Annotated in this window: 15 protein-coding genes; 3 read left to right on the forward strand and 12 right to left on the reverse strand. The window is 54.5% G+C overall.

What is annotated here, in order from left to right; translation table 11 throughout:
- Positions 1 to 59 precede the first annotated feature (59 nt).
- Both J3P35_RS01595 and J3P35_RS01600 read right to left on the reverse strand, forming a co-directional pair.
- Positions 60 to 911 carry a LytR/AlgR family response regulator transcription factor gene (locus J3P35_RS01595; protein ID WP_210462414.1) on the reverse strand — a complete coding sequence of 284 codons (852 nt, stop codon included), beginning with the start codon at positions 909 to 911 and terminating at the stop codon, positions 60 to 62.
- Positions 912 to 1,094: 183 nt separating this feature from the next.
- Complete coding sequence (locus J3P35_RS01600) at positions 1,095 to 3,287, reverse strand: prolyl oligopeptidase family serine peptidase (RefSeq protein ID WP_210462416.1); 2,193 nt, start codon at positions 3,285 to 3,287, stop codon at positions 1,095 to 1,097.
- 367 nt (positions 3,288 to 3,654) lie between these two features.
- On the opposite strand from J3P35_RS01600, the gene J3P35_RS01605 reads away from it, so the two are divergent.
- The 3 genes from J3P35_RS01605 (at position 3,655) to J3P35_RS01615 (ending at position 8,450) form a co-directional block, all read left to right on the forward strand.
- The gene (locus tag J3P35_RS01605) at positions 3,655 to 4,152 is read left to right on the forward strand and encodes a YciI family protein (RefSeq protein ID WP_246849902.1); all 498 of its coding nucleotides are present in this window, start codon (positions 3,655 to 3,657) and stop codon (positions 4,150 to 4,152) included.
- A 598-nt stretch (positions 4,153 to 4,750) separates the two neighbouring features.
- Complete coding sequence (locus tag J3P35_RS01610; protein ID WP_210462433.1) at positions 4,751 to 6,901, forward strand: IPT/TIG domain-containing protein; 2,151 nt, start codon at positions 4,751 to 4,753, stop codon at positions 6,899 to 6,901.
- A 181-nt stretch (positions 6,902 to 7,082) separates the two neighbouring features.
- Positions 7,083 to 8,450 (forward strand): deoxyguanosinetriphosphate triphosphohydrolase, encoded by a 1,368-nt coding sequence (locus J3P35_RS01615; protein WP_246849903.1) that lies wholly within the window; start codon positions 7,083 to 7,085, stop codon positions 8,448 to 8,450.
- Between the two features lie 313 nt (positions 8,451 to 8,763).
- On the opposite strand, the gene J3P35_RS01620 is transcribed toward J3P35_RS01615, so the two are convergent.
- The 10 genes from J3P35_RS01620 to J3P35_RS01665 all read right to left on the reverse strand — a co-directional run bounded on the left by J3P35_RS01620 (position 8,764) and on the right by J3P35_RS01665 (position 17,084).
- On the reverse strand, positions 8,764 to 10,671 hold the full coding sequence (locus tag J3P35_RS01620) for a TlpA family protein disulfide reductase (RefSeq protein WP_210462435.1): 1,908 nt from the start codon (positions 10,669 to 10,671) through the stop codon (positions 8,764 to 8,766).
- 195 nt (positions 10,672 to 10,866) lie between these two features.
- Positions 10,867 to 11,697 (reverse strand): formyltetrahydrofolate deformylase, encoded by an 831-nt coding sequence (gene purU / locus J3P35_RS01625; protein WP_210462437.1) that lies wholly within the window; start codon positions 11,695 to 11,697, stop codon positions 10,867 to 10,869.
- Positions 11,698 to 11,793: 96 nt separating this feature from the next.
- Positions 11,794 to 12,468 (reverse strand): DUF2939 domain-containing protein, encoded by a 675-nt coding sequence (locus J3P35_RS01630; RefSeq protein WP_210462439.1) that lies wholly within the window; start codon positions 12,466 to 12,468, stop codon positions 11,794 to 11,796.
- 237 nt (positions 12,469 to 12,705) lie between these two features.
- Positions 12,706 to 13,488 carry a ZIP family metal transporter gene (locus J3P35_RS01635; protein ID WP_210462441.1) on the reverse strand — a complete coding sequence of 261 codons (783 nt, stop codon included), beginning with the start codon at positions 13,486 to 13,488 and terminating at the stop codon, positions 12,706 to 12,708.
- Between the two features lie 2 nt (positions 13,489 to 13,490).
- On the reverse strand, positions 13,491 to 14,228 hold the full coding sequence (locus tag J3P35_RS01640; protein WP_246849904.1) for an SAM-dependent methyltransferase: 738 nt from the start codon (positions 14,226 to 14,228) through the stop codon (positions 13,491 to 13,493).
- A 48-nt stretch (positions 14,229 to 14,276) separates the two neighbouring features.
- Complete coding sequence (locus J3P35_RS01645; protein WP_210462443.1) at positions 14,277 to 14,561, reverse strand: heavy metal-binding domain-containing protein; 285 nt, start codon at positions 14,559 to 14,561, stop codon at positions 14,277 to 14,279.
- Positions 14,562 to 14,643: 82 nt separating this feature from the next.
- Entirely contained in the window at positions 14,644 to 14,955 is a 312-nt protein-coding gene (locus J3P35_RS01650; protein ID WP_210462445.1) for a hypothetical protein, read from the reverse strand.
- Positions 14,956 to 15,000: 45 nt separating this feature from the next.
- Positions 15,001 to 15,600: a hypothetical protein gene (locus J3P35_RS01655; protein WP_210462447.1), complete on the reverse strand. Its 600-nt coding sequence runs from the start codon at positions 15,598 to 15,600 to the stop codon at positions 15,001 to 15,003.
- Positions 15,601 to 15,744: 144 nt separating this feature from the next.
- Positions 15,745 to 16,605 carry a carboxylating nicotinate-nucleotide diphosphorylase gene (nadC, locus tag J3P35_RS01660; RefSeq protein ID WP_210462449.1) on the reverse strand — a complete coding sequence of 287 codons (861 nt, stop codon included), beginning with the start codon at positions 16,603 to 16,605 and terminating at the stop codon, positions 15,745 to 15,747.
- A 77-nt stretch (positions 16,606 to 16,682) separates the two neighbouring features.
- A complete protein-coding gene (locus J3P35_RS01665) occupies positions 16,683 to 17,084 on the reverse strand; it encodes a DUF4783 domain-containing protein (protein WP_210462451.1) in 402 nt (133 codons plus the stop codon).
- Positions 17,085 to 17,161: the final 77 nt, after the last annotated feature.

The raw sequence follows: 17,161 nt of genomic DNA on the forward strand, positions 1-17,161 counted from the left end.
GCCTGTCTCTGTTTTGGGGCTGTTTTCATGGAAATGGCTTCAAAACAGAGACAGGCAGTTTACAGGGCGTACTCCCGCATCCAAGCGTTGAACTCCGGGGTCCTTCTTCGGCTCACGAAGACTTCCTCTTTGAAGGCGGGTTCCAGGGAAATGAGCAGGCGGCCGGTGCCGTCTGAGGAGAACCGCCGCACGGCGCTCATCTGGGCCAGCACCTGTCGGTTCAGCCGGAAGAAAACATCCGGGGGGAGGGTGTTCTCAAAATGCTCCAGCGTCTCGTCTACCAGGTAATCTTTCCCATGAAAGGTGCGCAGGAAGGTGAGTTCTTTGGCTTTGTAGAAATAAGCGACCTCGGTGAGGGGCACGGGCACCTGGGATTTACCCTGCTGGGCCATGATGTTGCGGGTGGGCACCTCGGGTTTTGGTTCCGGGATGAGCGGCGCCCGTTCCTGTTTCAGGTTCTGGAGTTTGGTTTCGTACTCTTGCTGCACCCGCAGCAGGGCATACAGCAAGTGAAGCCCCGTAAACATCAGGAAAGCCACCGGCACATCGGTCACGAACACCACCGTGACACTGAACACATCGGCGCGCTGCGCGGCCATGATGAACTCGTTGTAAACGAAGGAGATGAGCGTAACCAGCAGCAGCGTAACCCCGATGCCCAGAAAGGCTTGCTGCAACAGGCGCTCAAAAGGTGCCGTGAGCCAGGAGTAGCGTTGGTCCAGCCGTTCAATGATCCAACGGTTGTACTCCCAGAGCGCCCAGATGGATACCATGCAGACAGCCAGGTCCGCGTAGTAATCGGGGTTGCGCAATAGCTCAATCAGGGGCGCCGGCTCCCCCACGTGCCTGAACAGCAGCCCCAGGAAGGGCGCTACGGCCAATCTGGTTTTCAGGTCGGGGTAACGTGCCATGCTTGCGGAGATAGGGTGGATTGCCCTTTAAAGATAATCATCTGCCGGAGAGGACACCAACCCAAGCGGCTCTCTTTTTCACCCAAAAGTTTAAACACGTTTTGGGCCCGAATTCCCCAAAGAAGTACAAAAGCCGATACTCCAAGGGAATATCGGCTTTTAGCTATATTACAGACTGGGCTTCTATTGCGCCGCGTAAGGATTCACACCCATGTTGTAGTACACAAACGACCACACATCAGCGGCCTCGGCGATCTGGGCGGTGGTGGATTTCCCGGCACCGTGCCCGGCTTTCACGTCTACCCTGATGAGGTACGGATTGGTCCCGGCACCTTTCTCCTGCAGCGTAGCAATGTACTTGAACGAGTGCGCCGGCACCACACGGTCATCGTGGTCGGCGGTGGTGACCAGGGTGGCCGGATAGTTTACGCCTTCCTTGATGTTATGGATGGGCGAGAACTTCATCAGATTCTGGAACTGCGCGGGATCATCTGAGGAACCGTACTCCGGCACCCAGGCCCACCCGATGGTGAATTTATGGAAGCGCAGCATGTCCATCACGCCCACGGCCGGCAAGGCCACCTTGAACAGATCGGGGCGCTGGTTTACCACGGCGCCAATGAGCAGACCGCCGTTGGAACCGCCGGCAATGGCCAGCTTTTGTGAGGACGTGTATTTCTGCTTGATCAGGTACTCGGCGGCCCCTATGAAATCATCGAAGACGTTCTGCTTGTTGGGCGTCATGCCCGCTTTGTGCCAGGCCTCGCCGTACTCGCCGCCACCCCTGATGTTGGCCACCGCAAACACGCCGCCGTTCTCCAGCCACACCATGCGGGCAATGCTGAAACCCGGGGTCATAGACGCATTGAAACCGCCGTAGGCGTACAGGTAGGTGGGGTTGTTGCCGTCCAGTACCAGACCCTTCTTGTGGGTGATGAACATGGGCACCTTGGTACCGTCCTTGCTGGTATAGAACACCTGCTTGGTCTCGTAGCCTTCCATATTCACGTCTACCTCAGACTTCCGGAACAAGGTGGATTTGTTCGTGGCCACATCGTACTGGTAAATGGTGGTGGGGTAGGTGTAGGAGGTGAAGGAGTAGAAAACGGTTTTGTCTTCCTTTTTCCCCGTGAAACCATCGGCGGTGCCCAGGGTGGGCAGGGTCACATCATGCAGCCATTTGCCACTGGTGTCATGCACGCGCACCAGCGTGGCGGCATCCTTCATGTAGTTGAGAATTAAACGGCCGCCTACCAGTGAGGCGTAGTTCAGCACGTTCTCGGTCTCGTGCACTAGGGTTTTCCAATTAGTGGCCTGCGGCTTTTTGAGGTCTATTTCAATGAGCTTGTATTTGGGCGCGTTCTGGTTTGTGAGCACAATAAGCTTGTCGCCGATGTTCTCCACCACGCCAAACTCCTTGTCAAAGGTCTGGACCAGCGGCACAATGGGGCTGTTGGCTTTGGAGAGGTCCTTTACGTACAAAGAGTTGTTGCTGGTACCTTCTGAGGCGGTGAGCACGAGGTATTTCTCGTCCTCGGTGGTGCTGGCAAACAACAGGCGCAGCGGGTGCGCTTTGGCTTCCCAAATGAGTTGGTCCTGGCTCTGCGGCGTGCCTACCTTGTGGTAGTAGACTTTGTGGTACTCGTTCTTGTTGGCCATTTTGGAGCCTTCGGTGGGCTCTGCGTAGCGGCTATAGAAGAAACCGTCTTTGTGCCAGCTGGTACCCGAGAACTTGATCCAGTGCAGTTCATCAGACAGCTTTTTGCCCGTGGCCACGTCCAGCACGTAGGCATCGCGCCAATCAGAGCCGCCGGTAGAGGTGGTGTACACCGCGTACTTCCCATCTTTACTGAAATCAAGGCTACCCAGGGAGGTGGTGCCGTCCTCAGACAGTTTGTTAGGATCCAGGAACAATTCAGGGGTGCCGTTCAGGCCTTTCTGGCGGTAAAGCACACTCTGGTTCTGCAGTCCGTCGTTTTTATAGAAGTAATAGTAATCACCTTCGCGGAAAGGTGTCCCGTACTTGGGGTAGTTCCAAAGCTGCGTAAGCCGTTTCTGGATCTGCTCCCGGAACGGGATTTTGGAAAGGTAGTCAAAGGTGACGGCGTTCTGCTCTTTTACCCAGGCGGCCACATTCTGGGCTGTATCGGCTTCCAGCCAGTGGTACGGGTCTTGCACCTGGGTGCCGTGGTAGGTGTCTGTATGGTTTATCTTCTCGGTTTTGGGGTACATAAGGTTAGTAGGTTTGGCTGCCGCGGTGGGCGCAGGTGCTTCGGCGCTCGCCTCAGCGGAGGGTGAAGCAGTGGGCGTGCTGGTTTTGCAGCCAGTCATCGCCGCCAGGGCAGCAACCCAGATAAACGTAAAGGACTTGTTCATGTTTATGTGCGTTAGTTTCACCAGTTAAAAATCAAAAAAGCGCGGGTTTATGGACAGCACTTTAAAGAAAACTTACCGGGCCATCCCAAATCTACAAAATGGAAGCCTCTTCAGGGTTATGTTTCGGGCTATAATCCGGAAAACGCTGAGAGCGTTTGAGCCTGAGAAGCCATACCCATGGGCTTGTAGCCAGCTATACTATATTAGAGAAAACATTCTTATATTCCCAATAAAGAATATTGGCGCGGCGCTGCACAGAACCAGAGACAAGCTGGCCCGGAGAGCAGCGGCGGGTTTGTCATTTACCTGCACAAACCTTTATCTTCAGGACTTTTGAGCGTTCAGACCCACACACCTTACCACAGCCATGCAATTAAAGCACATTCTTCTTTTGGCCGGACTCTTCTGGGGAGCTGCCTCTGCCCAGGCCCAAAACAAACCCGTTGCCAAAGAACCCGCCAAACATGCCGCGAAAGCCCCGGCCAGACAAGGAGCTAAAGAGGCCGCCAAACCTGCCGCCCAGGAACAGATGAAACCCGTGATCAAGGAGCCAGCCGAGGGCGAGATGAAGCTCTACTACATGGCTTTGCTGAGGAAAGGCCCCAACCGAACCCAAGATTCCTTGACTTCTATGAGGATACAGGACGCGCACATGGCGCACATCAACAAGCTGGCCGCCGAGGGCAAACTCACCCTGGCCGGCCCGTTCATGGATGACGGTGACCTGCGGGGTATTTTCATTTTCAACGTTCAGACCATGGAAGAAGCCAAAGCCCTCACCGAGGCTGACCCAGCCGTGAAAGCCGGTCGCCTGATCATGGAACTGCACCCGTGGTTTGCCCAAAAAGGAGCCAAACTCAAGTAGAGAGTAGCTTTTTGACCCTTTTCAGAAAAAAAGCCCTGAAACAGAAAATAAATTTTTACAGCCGCACAATATGGACCAACCTACTTCCGTTTTAAGGGGGAAATAGTTGTTGTGTAACGTACCAGAAGGATCCGACTGACTTAGCCGGATCCTTTTGCGTTTTCAAGCCCCACCTTTTCACCCTTACCGGCGGCAGAAATCAGCGTGCCGTTGCCCCTTCCTTCTGATGGTATTTACCCATTATGTTAAGTGAGAAAGCCCTTTCTTACCTCTACACTTCCCTGGCAAAGCAGTTCCCGTTTTGTTTACAGCCCGATTTTCTGAAAAGAGGCCAAAATCACCAGACATCTTCCCCTGAGCCACAATAACTTACCTGCATTTCCCGTTTTCAACCCGAAGTAGTTTCTGTTTAGCTTTGAGGCATTTATCTGTACTGGGTAAGTGCCTCATTTTTTTACCGGCAGAAGCAATCGCACCCAACCGTGGCGGCCCTTTTATCCGTAGTGATATTGCATTGATGTCTCCAGACCAGTATCTTTCACAACCGGCGTTACCCTGCACTATCTTCCAACCAGCAGTCTCTATCCAAAGTCATCATATGAAGCATCGCTTTACCCGTCTTTTCTCTTGCTTACCTAAGAACCTTCTCTCTGTCATTCTGCTTGCTTTCGGCCTGCTGGGTACTTCTGCCGTGCAAGCCCAGGACGCGTGTCTGCTTATTCCGCTGTCACTGGAAGAGCGCACCCAGGCCGCCCAGGTGGTGGTGGAAGGAAAAGTGATAGGCCAGCGCTCTTTCTGGAATGAAGGGCACAAGAACATCTACACCGCCAACCAGGTGGAGATCTACAAAGTGTTCAAAGGCACTCCGGCGTCTACTACCGTGGAGATTATCACCGAGGGTGGCCGCGTAGGCCTGGACCTGCACACGTACTCTGCCACCCTGCAGCTGAAAACAAACCAGCAGGGCGTTTTCTTTCTGCAGCCGGGAAAAGCCCAGAGCCGCTACACGGTTTTCGGGAGTATGCAGGGCTTTATCAGGTATCAGTTAGCAGAAGGCACGGCCAAGGACCCGTTTGCCCAATACGGCTCTATCCCGCTGGAACTGTACGGTTCGCTTTCGCGCCTCTCCGGCACTCCCATGCGCTCCGTAAAAGCCAACCCAGAACTGGAACTGGCCCTGAAACCAAAAGCCAGTACCCAGAACCAGCGCCGGGCTATTCCGCTTATCGCCAGTTTCAGCCCTTTGACCCTGCGGGCAGGCACCGGCGATGTGCTCACCATCAACGGCACCAACTTTGGGGCAACGAGAGGTAACGGCTATGTAGAGTTCCGCAACGCCGATGACGGCGGCAAGACCTTTATCCAGCCGCTGCCCACTGATTACGTGAGCTGGACCAACACCCAGATAAAAGTGAAAGTACCCTCGTACGGCATTGACGGCGGCACCGCCGGCACCGGCGATTTCAGGGTGGTGAACAGTGATCCCAACACGGCTACCTCGGCCGCCCCTATCACCGTGATCTTCGCGTACTCCAACGTAAGCTACGAAGACGATGAACGCAACATCCCAGAGCAGAGCTACCAACCCCGCCTCATTGACCAAAACAACCTGGGTGGGTACACGTTCCGGTTCTCGGCCAACTTTGAGACCAATACCCCGGCGCTGTATGCCTTCAAGCGGTCCATGAACGAGTGGTCCTGCAACACTTTCGTGAACTGGATTACCGCCTCCAATGAGCCCGTGGCCAGCACCGCCGATGACAACATCAACTCGGTACGGTTCGCCAGCTCCGGCGAGTTGCCCGCCAACGTGCTGGGCAGAACCATTAGCCGGTACAAAGGCTGTATCTCGGGCACTACGGTGAATTTCTGGGTAGAGGAGATAGACATGGAGTACTCTCCGCGAAGCGACTGGCAATACGGCCCTGATGCCTCCGGCAACGCTCAATTCGATTTCCCGTCGGTGCTGGTGCATGAGTTAGGGCACGGGCATCAGCTAAGCCATCTTATTTTGCCCAGAGCCATCATGCACTACGCGGTGGCCCGGGGCCCGTCTTCCAGAACCCTCAACCAGATAAGTGATATAGACGGTGGTAGGTTTGTAATGGCCCGCAGCACTACTTCCTTCCCCTGCAATGTGGACCCTATGGTTCCCAAGCCAGCTAACGCCTGCGCCATTCCAGTGGAGCTGATTGACCTCACAGGAGAACTCACCACGGAGGGCACGGTGCTGTTGCAATGGACCACCCAGCAGGAAAACGGCATCACGGCCTTCGCCATAGAAAGAAGCCCCGATGGGGAAAACTATACCACCATTGGCACCGTGAACGCCAGCGGCAGCTCCACTACCCCCCGGTCTTATGAGTTCGTAGACGCCAAGCCTTTCTCCCAACTCAACTATTATCGCCTGCGCCTGGTGAGGACGAACAATACCACTGAGTATTCTGATGTGGTGCAGGTGGCCGGCCCGGGCTTTGTGCGGCAACTGGCCCCTAACCCCGGCGGAAACCAGACCTCGCTATTCTTTAATGTCGCCCAAGACGAAAGGGTGCGACTGTCTATCTATGACGTAACTGGCCGGCTTTACCGCAGCTTTGAGGTCACGGTAACCCCAGAAGCCAACCGCTATGACCTCACACTGTTCCCCGGAAACGATGACGACGAGGTACCTATCGTGCGCGGGCTGCTGCTCATCAGGTGGTCCACATCGCGCGAGAGCGGCACCTTAAGGTATTTGAAGCTAGACTAGCCACTTATTCGGCTAAGTTTCTTTAAAAGCAGGTGGGGTACGGAAACATTTGGCTTTCCGTACCCCACCTGTTTTAGGGCCGTTTTGAGGAAAACCACTCTGAAACAGAGTTGCCACTTGGGGCAGTTTTGGCTTGCATTGCACGTTGGGGAGGCGTAGTTTCGGGGCTTAGAGTTTTGCCATGCCACAGATGAATTGGGAGCGCCTGATCTCCAAGAAACGCTTTGACCTCCAGACCAAAGAACACGCCACCGATGAGTCGGTGCGCGGGGAATTCCAGCGCGATTATGACCGTTTGGTGTTCTCCACGCCGTTCCGGCGGCTGCAGAACAAAACGCAGGTCATGCCCATGCCTGAGAGTGATTTCGTGCACAACCGGCTTACCCACAGTCTGGAGACATCATGCGTGGGCCGGTCTCTGGGCCGCATGGTGGGCAAGGTACTGCTGGAGCGCCACCCGGCCATTCTGGAGACGCACCCCGGCATGCTGGAATCTGATTTCGGGGACATGGTGGCGGCCGCCTGCCTCACCCATGACATCGGGAATCCTCCTTTCGGGCATTCCGGCGAAGACGCCATCTCCGCTTTCTTCCGGAGTTCTGAGGCCGCTGGCTATCTGAAAGACTTGACTGCGGCCCAGATTTCTGACTTGCAGAATTTTGAAGGGAACGCCGCCGGCTTTCGAATCATCACGCACACCTACCCGGGCCAGAGCACCGGCACCTGCGGCATGCGCCTCACCTATAGCACCCTGGCCACTTTCACCAAATACCCGCGCCCTTCAGACGCCCTGGTGAAAGGCACCAAAAAAGCCAGCGAGAAAAAGTACGGTTTCTTCCAGGCCGAGCAGGCGCATTTCAGAAAGATTGCCGAGAAACTGGGCATGCTGCCGGCCGGCGAACACGCGTTCCACCGGCACCCCTTGGCGTTTCTGGTAGAAGCCGCCGATGACATCTGTTACCGCATCATTGACTTTGAGGACGGTTGCCGACTGGGTTTGATCCCTTTTGAGCAGGCCGCAGAACTGCTGCACCCGCTCCTGAACGAGCGCCCGGGCAAAACCCACAGCACCACCTTCCATGACTGGCGCGAGCAGCTGGGCGTCTGGCGGGCGGTGATCATCAACAACCTGATCTATGAATGCGCCGGCATTTTCCTGGAGAACGAAGAAGCCATCCTGAACGGCACCTTTGACCAGTCTTTGATCAACCTGGTGCAGCAGAAAGCAGCGCTGGACGAGATCAAGAAAATCTCCATAGACCGCATCTACCGCCACCGCCCGGTGCTGGAGATTGAGGCGGCCGGGTTCGAGGTGCTGGGCGGATTGCTGGAAGCTTTCCTGAAAGCCGTTTTCGAGCCGTTTTCCGGAAAACACCGCAAATACCTGGATTTGGTGCCCGACCAGTTCCTTGGCCCACAACGCCAGCTCTCCCAGGACAACTACGAGAAGATTCTCAACATCACCGACTTCATCTCAGGCCTCACCGACAGCAGCGCCATCAGCCTGTTCCGGAAGATCAAAGGGATTGACTTGCCCAGAATGTATTAGGGAATTGTTGATTGCTGATTGTTGATTGCTAACTATTCTTTGCTCACTGTTCTTTGCAGGACACTCACCCCCACATTGTCATCTTGGAAAGATCTTGTGGGCGAGCTAGACAAGCGCTTGAGTAAAGGCTATTACTGCTTGCTCACAAGATCCTTTCAGGATGACAAGAGAGAGAGAGAAGAGCTTAGGGTAGATGAAGATGCTTCTGGTATTCGACAAGTCGATTTGACCTAATTATTCAAAAACAGCCTATAAACAAAAAGGCCACTGCTTTACGCAGTGGCCTTTTTGTTTATCTACCTAATCTTCTCGGTTATTTCACGCTGGTCAACATCTCGGGGCGGAGAAGGTCAATCATCATGCTGATTTCCTGCACAGCTTTGTCACTGTTGCCGGAGAAACCCACACTTTTGAACCGGATGTTGCCGTTGGCGTCCAGGATGAATTTGGTGGGGATACCCTGGACTTTATAGGCATCTATCATCTTGTTTTCCTCGTCTAGCAGCACCTGGAACGAGTAATTCTTCTTGCTGATGAAATCTGAGGCGGTTTTCTTTTTGTCTTTCCCGCTCTCCCAGGAGTTCACAAACACAAACGCCACTTTGCTGTTGTCTTTGAACTTGTTCACCGCCTGCTGCATGCTCGGGAAAGAGGATACGCAGGGGCCACACCAGGTTGCCCAGAAATCCACCACTACGGTCTTTCCTTTGAGCGAGGCCAGGGACACGACATTGCCGCTGAGGTCGCGCAGTTCAAAGGCGGGCGCGGATTCCAGGATCATTTTCCGCTTCAGATCAGTGCGGAGCTTTTCTATGGCGGGAGCTTCCACTTTGGCCAGATAGGCTTCAAACCCGGAATCGGCGTTCTGCAGTTGGGTATAAATGTCTTTGAGGTAGCCTTTTACTTTGGCGGTGCCGTTGCCACTAGCCACCATCTCCTCCATGATTTTCTGGGCTTTGGCTTTGTTCCCGCCAGAGGCAAGGACCTCAGCATAACTCTCGGTGATATCGGGGCTGTTGCCGCGGGTGTACTTGTAGCCCTCCGCCAGGTATTTCTCGGCGGTGGCTTTATCGCCTTCTTTGAGGAGGATGGCGCCGTAGGTATCGGCCACCTGGCCTAGGGTATATTCGCGGCTCTTCTGCCAGTCAGTGGCGGCATAGAGGTCTGGCTTAGGCTCAGTGGGTTGCTGAACTTCTTTTTGGGCCAGTTCATAGCCTTTCTGGGCCAGGGCTTTGGCTTTGGCCAGGTCTTCGCCTTTCTCATACAGACGCCAGGCCGCCGAGTTGTACAAGGTGGAGGTAGCTACTACGGGGTATTTCGTTAACAAAGCATCGAACTCGGGCCAGTTGCCTGCCTCGGCGTATTCCAGCGCGATGCCGTTCAACAGACTCGTAACACGCTCGTGGGTTGGGTACTCCTTCACGAAAGCCAGGGCCAGTTCTTTCTTTTTGGCGGGGTCTTCCGTGTTGTAATACTCCATCAGGCGCTGGATTTGCACAAACTCGCCGTTAGGCTCCAGGGCGCGGGCCTGCTGGGCGAAAGCCTCTACTTTGTCTTTCTTCTCTAGGCGGTTGTAGTAGTTGGCCAGGAAACCCAGTTCTTTGGCAGTGAGGTTGGGCTCTTTAGACAAGTCTTCCAGTTCCTGCAGCACTTTTTGTTTATACTCTTCCCCTTTGTAGGTAAAATGTTGGGCGTAGGTTCTGGTCTGGGTCATTTCCCGCTTTTGGGCCGGGTACAAGGCCGCTTCCTGGCTTAAAAGATCCAGCGCCTTAGGGCCATCGTTTTCAATGCCCACCATGCCGCCCCACTCTGCGTAGGCCGCGGCCAGACCGTACATTGCACCTTGCACCGGCTGCTTTTTGGCAGTATAGAAGTAGAAGGGATAGCCTTTGCCATTGTTGCGGTCATAGGTCTCCTCTTCCCTGAAAAGCAGCACCGCGCCGTCTACCCCAGGTTCAGGCGTAAACCTGCCTTCCCAGCCGGCTTTGACTTTCTTGAGTTCTATCTCATGCACCTTGGGTTTGTTCTGGTCATAGGCGTACACCAGTGCCGTAACACTAGCGGCTTTCTCCAGGACAGTACCAGCCGGGTTATAGGTGAATCGCACTTCCTGGCCTGCTTTGGGTTGCGCCTGTTTCAGGGTGAGGGAGCCAGTGGGGGTTTGGGCCTGAGCCAGCGGAAGCCAGCACAAGACCAGCAGTAGCAGTAGTAGATTCTTCATGATTGTACCGTTAAACCAAGTGAACTCATCTCCCTAGCGGGAACAACTAGGGTAAATATGAAGAAATAACTGTACTTAACCTAGGCCAACCTGAGGTTTAACAAAGGTTTAACTTTCTGGTTTTTAACCCCAAAACGCACTTAACGGCACGCTTGCAGCACATAGCAGGGAGAAATCGGCTGGGGCTGAAGACTTTTAGAAGATGATGGTTTTGTTGTTGCTCACGAAAACCTTCTCGGCGAACACCAGTTTGAGGGCCTGCGCTAGCACAGTCTTCTCCACATCGCGGCCCGATTGGGCCATGTCACGGGCATCCTGGGTATGGTTCACCTGGATCACGTTCTGGGCAATGATGGGCCCCTCGTCAAGGTCACTGTTCACGAAATGGGCCGTGGCGCCTATGATCTTCACGCCCCGCTCATAAGCTTGCCGGTACGGGTTGGCCCCAATGAAAGCGGGCAAGAACGAGTGGTGGATGTTGATGATGCGGTTGGGAAACTGGGCCACAAAACCGGGACTCAGGACTCGCATGTATTTGGCCAGCACCACGTATTCGGGGGCGTAAGCGGCAATGACGTTGCTCATCTCCTGGTCATGCTCCTCGCGGGTCTTATTTTCATGCGATACGTGGTGGAACGGAATCCCGAACCGTGACACAAGCGAATCCAGTTCAGTGTAATTGCCTATCACCGCCCTGATGTTCGCGTTCAGATCGCCGTACTCGTGGCGCAGCAGCAGGTCACCCAGGCAGTGGTGCTCTTTGGTAACCAGGATCACGATGTCCTTTTTGCGCTCCGGCTCCAGTCGGATGTGGGCTTCGGGTGGCAGCTCGGCTCTGAGTTCGGCCACCAGCGCATCGGGTTGCACCTGGCCGGCCAGTTCAGCGCGCATAAAGAAATGGTTTTGCTGCCGGTCTACAAACTCATCGTTGCTGGTGATGTTGAGGTTGTTGCGGAAGACAATCTGCGTGATGGTGAAGATGAGGCCTTTGCGGTCTGGGCAGTCAATGAGCAGGAAATTAACCATGGGCTGAGAATTGGCAGGCAGGTTGTTCTAAGGCGATTTTTCAGAAAACAGCCTTAAAAGGAAAAAGAGATAAGAAAAGGATTTACACTCTTGGGGTTACAGGCGCAGTTTCATCTGGGGCAGGTTCTTGAACTGTTTGAACGTCTCCAGCAGGCCCAACTGCTTCATCACCACGCCGGCGTTGGGCAGACCCACCACCTGCCAGTACCCGTCGCGGTCGCGCATCTTCACCTCCACAATCACGGGGTTGGGTTGGGAAGGCACGCGCAGGTCAAGGCCCACCACGGCTACGGTATCGGTGCGGTTCACGTAGGAAATACCTTCCAGCCGGCCGTTAGACAGCGGGTTTTCCTTCAGAAGCTTCTGGATGGGAAGTACCGCCTGCAGCTGCTGCCACTCTTCCTCGGTTACGGTAGCGGGCCTGCCATCAAGGCCTTTCCGGTGGGCCACGTACTCCTCAATCCCGCCCCGGAGGGTCTGCAGTACTTCTTCTTTTTTAGAGGCCATGGCCATGCCCAGCGCCATCGCGGCCAGGGCCTGTTCTTTCTGGGGCAGCTCGGCCATGCCGGCCTGCACGGCTTGGTCTAGGAAACTGGCGGTGGTGCGGTCCACGTCCACGTATTTCTCCAGCGCCGCCAAATCGCGGTTGTCTACCGCTTTCTTTATCTGGTACAGGGAAAACTCGGGGCCTTGGGCGTAGCGTTTGTAGAGCCAGTAACCAACGGCGCTCACCAACACCAGAATGGAGAGCCAAACCATGATTTTCTTCATAGCATTATGTTCAGTCTGAATAGAAACCCTTTTTTTACGTAAAACCCAAGCGTTCGCCGTCGCAGCATGCCCTACGCCGCAAATTTTTCTTCCTCTGTTTTCCTGGGCTTTATGAAGATAGCACTTCCGGGTAAAGCGCCAAAAGAAAACCGCCGATCCGTTTTACGCCAGTTTTCTAAAAATCAGGCGTAGAACGGATCGGCGTTGTGCTTCTCTTAAGAATTACCGGCCGGATCTCTACAGCATGCCCGCTCCTATGGCGATCAAGGCCCCGGCGATGGTGGCCAGCAGTTTGCCGCGGTTGAACCTATGCTCTGGGCTGGTCTCAAACAGGATGGTGGTGGAAATATGCAGGAAGTTCCCCACCACCAAGCCCGAGAGCACGGTATAGGCTTCGCCGGAAAGCAGTTTCTCCAGAGCCACGTAATTGCTGAACAGCAAGCCCAACGGCGAGGCCACGGCAAACAACAGCAGATACATGAACGCCTTTTTGAAACTGTGCAGCTGCGCCACCAACACCGACATCAGGGCAATAGCCGCCGGGATGTGGTGCAGCGCAATGCCAGCCAGGATGTGGTAGAAGTTGTCACTTACGTGGGCGTGGCTGTGCAGGTGCTCATGCGCCTGTTGGGCGGCCATGCGGCTCTGCACCATCACGCTGCCCTCCAGAAAGGAGTGGATGATGAGCGAAGTAAGTAACAGCACCGGCACCGTGCCGTGGTTATGGTGCCCGTTCCCCTGCGGATGCGCATGGATGTGACCGTGCTCCACGCCGTGTGAGAACACCTCCAACACCAACTGCAGAAAGAAACCAGCCAGAATGTAGAACCCCACGCGGTGCGGGTCCTGGGTGCTGAGCAGGACATCGGGGAGAATGTGCAGGATGGTGAGCGCAAACAGGTACGCCCCGCTGAACGCCAGCAACAGCTTAAGCCAGCGCTGGTTGTCCTGGGGCAGGAAGCGCACAAGCCAGCCGGCGAGCAAAACAGTAAAGAATAGAACGGAGACCGCTACTACCATGGTTATTTCTTCAGGATGAAAATCATACGTTCGCTCTTCTCCGGATCATACGGCCCCAGGTGATAATCCCCGAACACGTCTGCCAACCGGAGCTGGGCCATCTGGAAGTACTCCAGAAACTCCTGGTACTGGAGCGCCCGTACTCTTTCTATAAATTCATGTGACTGGCCCTGGTCCTCAAACTTAATGGTCTTGATGATAAAGCCAGCCTCTACTCTACGGGTGATATGGAACACAATGCCGCCTACCTCCTTCGTCTCCCTGGCCACCAACCGGTTGATCACCCGCGGCGTATTCATGAAATCAATGATGAACTTGCCCCTGGGTTTGAGTGAGGCCGTGCTGGCCCTGAGCGCGATCACGTTCTCATAATCGGCGGCAAAATACCCAAAGCTGGTGAACAGGTTGAAGATGAAATCAAACGCCTCGGGTTTGAACACCTCGCGCATATCATGCACATAGAAGTGGAGCTTCTCGTTCTCAAACTGCCTGGCATAGGCAATGCTGCGCTCAGAGAGGTCCAGCCCGGTCACCGTATAGCCTTTCTGGTTGAGGTAGACCGAGTGCCTTCCCTTGCCGCAAGCCAGGTCCATGAGCTGACAAGTGGGCTTGGGCCGAAGATGCCGCAGGAGGTTGTCCAGGAAGTCTTGGGCCTCGCGGGCATCGCGGTTCTTGTACAGGAGATGGTAATACGGAGAATCAAACCAGGTGTGAAACCAGTCTTCCGGGTGCTGTATCATGCGGGTGCGGGGAAAAAAGCGGGCAGCACGTAGCTACAGGCCCAGGGCTTACAAGGTAGCGGTGCTGTCTGCCGAGGCCTGGTAGGCAGGGTTCTTCTCCAGGTCCATGTTGCACACCGGGCATTTGCCGGGCTCCATGCTGGCGCTGCCTTCACACTCCATGGGGCAGAGATAAGCCAGCTGCTGGCCTTGGGCAGCGGTGCTTTCTACGGCAGTGCCTTGCTGCGCGTCAGTAGTTGCGGCGGGTTCCTCCGTTTTGGGGGAGCCGTTGCAGGAAGAAACAGAAGCCAGGGTACCCAGCAAAAGGGCCCAGGCAAGGAAAGTCTTTCTCATAGAAATCAGAAGGTACGCCGAAGCCCGTTTTTGGTCTGTTTTGGGGAAAACAAGCCAAAAACGGGCTTCTAGCTAAGGTTGATTATTCGTGCAGGTCTTTTGCTTCGTTGTTTTCTACCGCGTTCTGCTGATTGCTTTTCTGGGTAGGAAGCGTGCCTTTCTGGGCACCTGGTTTGGTCTGGTTTTCGTGCTCGTCGTGGTTGATCAGGATATCTTCCCGGGTTTCCTCATCGTTGCGGGCGTTGTCAATGTTGGCGGTGTTGTTGCGCATTCCGGGAGGAACGCTGTCATCAGAAACTTTAACCTCAGGACGCAGGTCAGAAGGTTGGCTGCTGCAAGAAGCCAGCAAAAGCGCACCGGCCACGGCGAATACGGAAAGGGTATTTTTTATCATCTTTAGGAAATTTAGGTCGTAAACGGGTTATCTGGTTTTAGACGCTTACGCGGGAATAAAGTTTTTGCGGCGCAACAGGCTTTCCATGAGCTTGATGTCATTGGGGCTGTTGAAAATCTTGAACGGCAGGTGCAGGAACACCGGCACGTTGAAATTCTTGGCTACCCAGCCTTTCCAGCCGGTAGGCAGCTGGTCGGCGGCAGGGCCTTTGAGGTACATCTGGTAGGCATCTTTGGTTTGCACCACGCGGTCAATCATTTCCCACTGCAGGGCCATGCCTTCCTTGTCATTGCGTTTCATCAAAATCTGGCGCTGGTCAATCTCAAACATCACCCGCTCAAACAGCACGTTGCTTTGCTCCATCTGGGTCACACCCATTACCTGCGCAGAACGCACCAGGATGTAGAGTACCGTCATGATCACGGCACCCGCAACCCACCACCATGAGAAGGCGAAAACGGCCGGCAAAGAGAACAGCACCAGCGGAATAAGTGCCCGCCACCATTCTTTTCTCCATACCTGCACCAGCGCCATCTTGGCGTAATCATTCTTGTCTAACTGATTTTTCTTTGTGCGGATGGCCAGGGGGTTGAAAGGCTGCTGCTGTTGTACCCGCTGTCCGCCGCGTTGATTTGGTTGTTGCATAATTCTCTGGTATCACGTAGCAAGTATCATGTATCATGATGTTCCACCTGCCAACCTGCTGCTTCCTACGCTTCTACCGTTATTGGTTTAATTATTCTCTTTTACTCTTTTCAAATCGTGCTATTTGCTACACGATACTTGCTTCTACTTAAATGCCTTCAGACTCAGGTCCAGGCTGCGATTAGAGTGCGTTAAGGCGCCCACCGAGATGTAATTTACGCCCGTCTCGGCCACGGCTCTGATAGTTTCCTCCGTGATCCCGCCTGAGGCCTCGGTCTCAAAGCGGCCACCGATGAGTTCCACCGCTTCGCGCAGCAAAGATACTTCAAAGTTGTCCAGCATGATGCGGTCAATACCGCCGGTCTCCAGCGCCTGCCGCACCTCGGCCAGGTTACGGGTCTCCACTTCAATCTTCAACGGCTTACCCAGTTTCTCCAGGTAGCGGTGGGTGGCTTCAATGGCTTGTTTGATGCCCCCAGCATAGTCTACGTGGTTGTCCTTGAGCATGATCATGTCAAAGAGGCCAAATCGGTGGTTGAGGCCGCCGCCAATCAAAACCGCCCACTTTTCCATCATCCTGAAGTTAGGCGTGGTCTTGCGGGTGTCCAGCAATTTAGCGCCGGTGCCCTCAATCAGCTTGGCCAGGCTCTGCGTGTAAGTGGCAATACCGCTCATGCGCTGCATGCAGTTCAGGACCAGACGCTCGGCAGTTAAGATGGACTGGGCTTTGCCGTGCACGGTGAAGGCTACGTCACCATGGTTGATTTGGGCCCCGTCTTGTAAAAACACCTCCAAACGGAGCGTGGGGTCTACCTCATGGAAAATCTTCCAGGCCAGTTCCACCCCGGCCAGCACACCGCGGTCTTTCACCAGGAGCTTGGCCTGGTTCTGGGCACTCTCGGGAATGGAGGCCAATGACGAGTGGTCGCCATCGGCTACGTCTTCCTGCAGGGCCTGCCGGATAAATGCCCTAATGCCTTCTTGGGTAAGGTAGGATGCTTTCACGGTGCAAAAATAAAAAAAGGCACCGAACTATCGGTGCCTTTTCTATGGATTGTCCTGTTAGGGGCAATTATATTCTGTTATTTAAACTCAATGGTGTCAATCTTATAGGCATCGCCGTATTTCTTCACCTTCACCACCACGTTGTAGCGGCCGCCTTTGTGGTTGTATTTGCCTATGGCGTAGCGCTGGCCGTCTTCTGAACCACCTTGGTGGTCAAAGCTGAAACTCACCGGGGCATTCTTGCTGAAGAAATTGCGTACCACCATCTCGGCCTGACTCTGGCTGTAGCTGCCGTTGTCGCCGTCAATGTTCACGTCTACCTTGGAATTGAAGTAGCGAGCCAGTTCACGGGATGAACCGCTTTTAATCGCCGCCTGGATTCCACCCATCACATCAGATTGAGCTGCTACCCGTTCGGCGCCTACCAGCATTCCCAACAGCACCAAGGTCATCGCCATCAATCTCTTTAAATTTTTCATGTCTCGTTTTAAGCAGGTTTTACTACTCCAATGCCAAAACTATGCCAAAGGCTGATTAGTTCACTGGCCTAAAGATA

The organism is Rufibacter roseolus, assembly GCF_017916365.1.
GTDB lineage: Bacteria > Bacteroidota > Bacteroidia > Cytophagales > Hymenobacteraceae > Nibribacter > Nibribacter roseolus.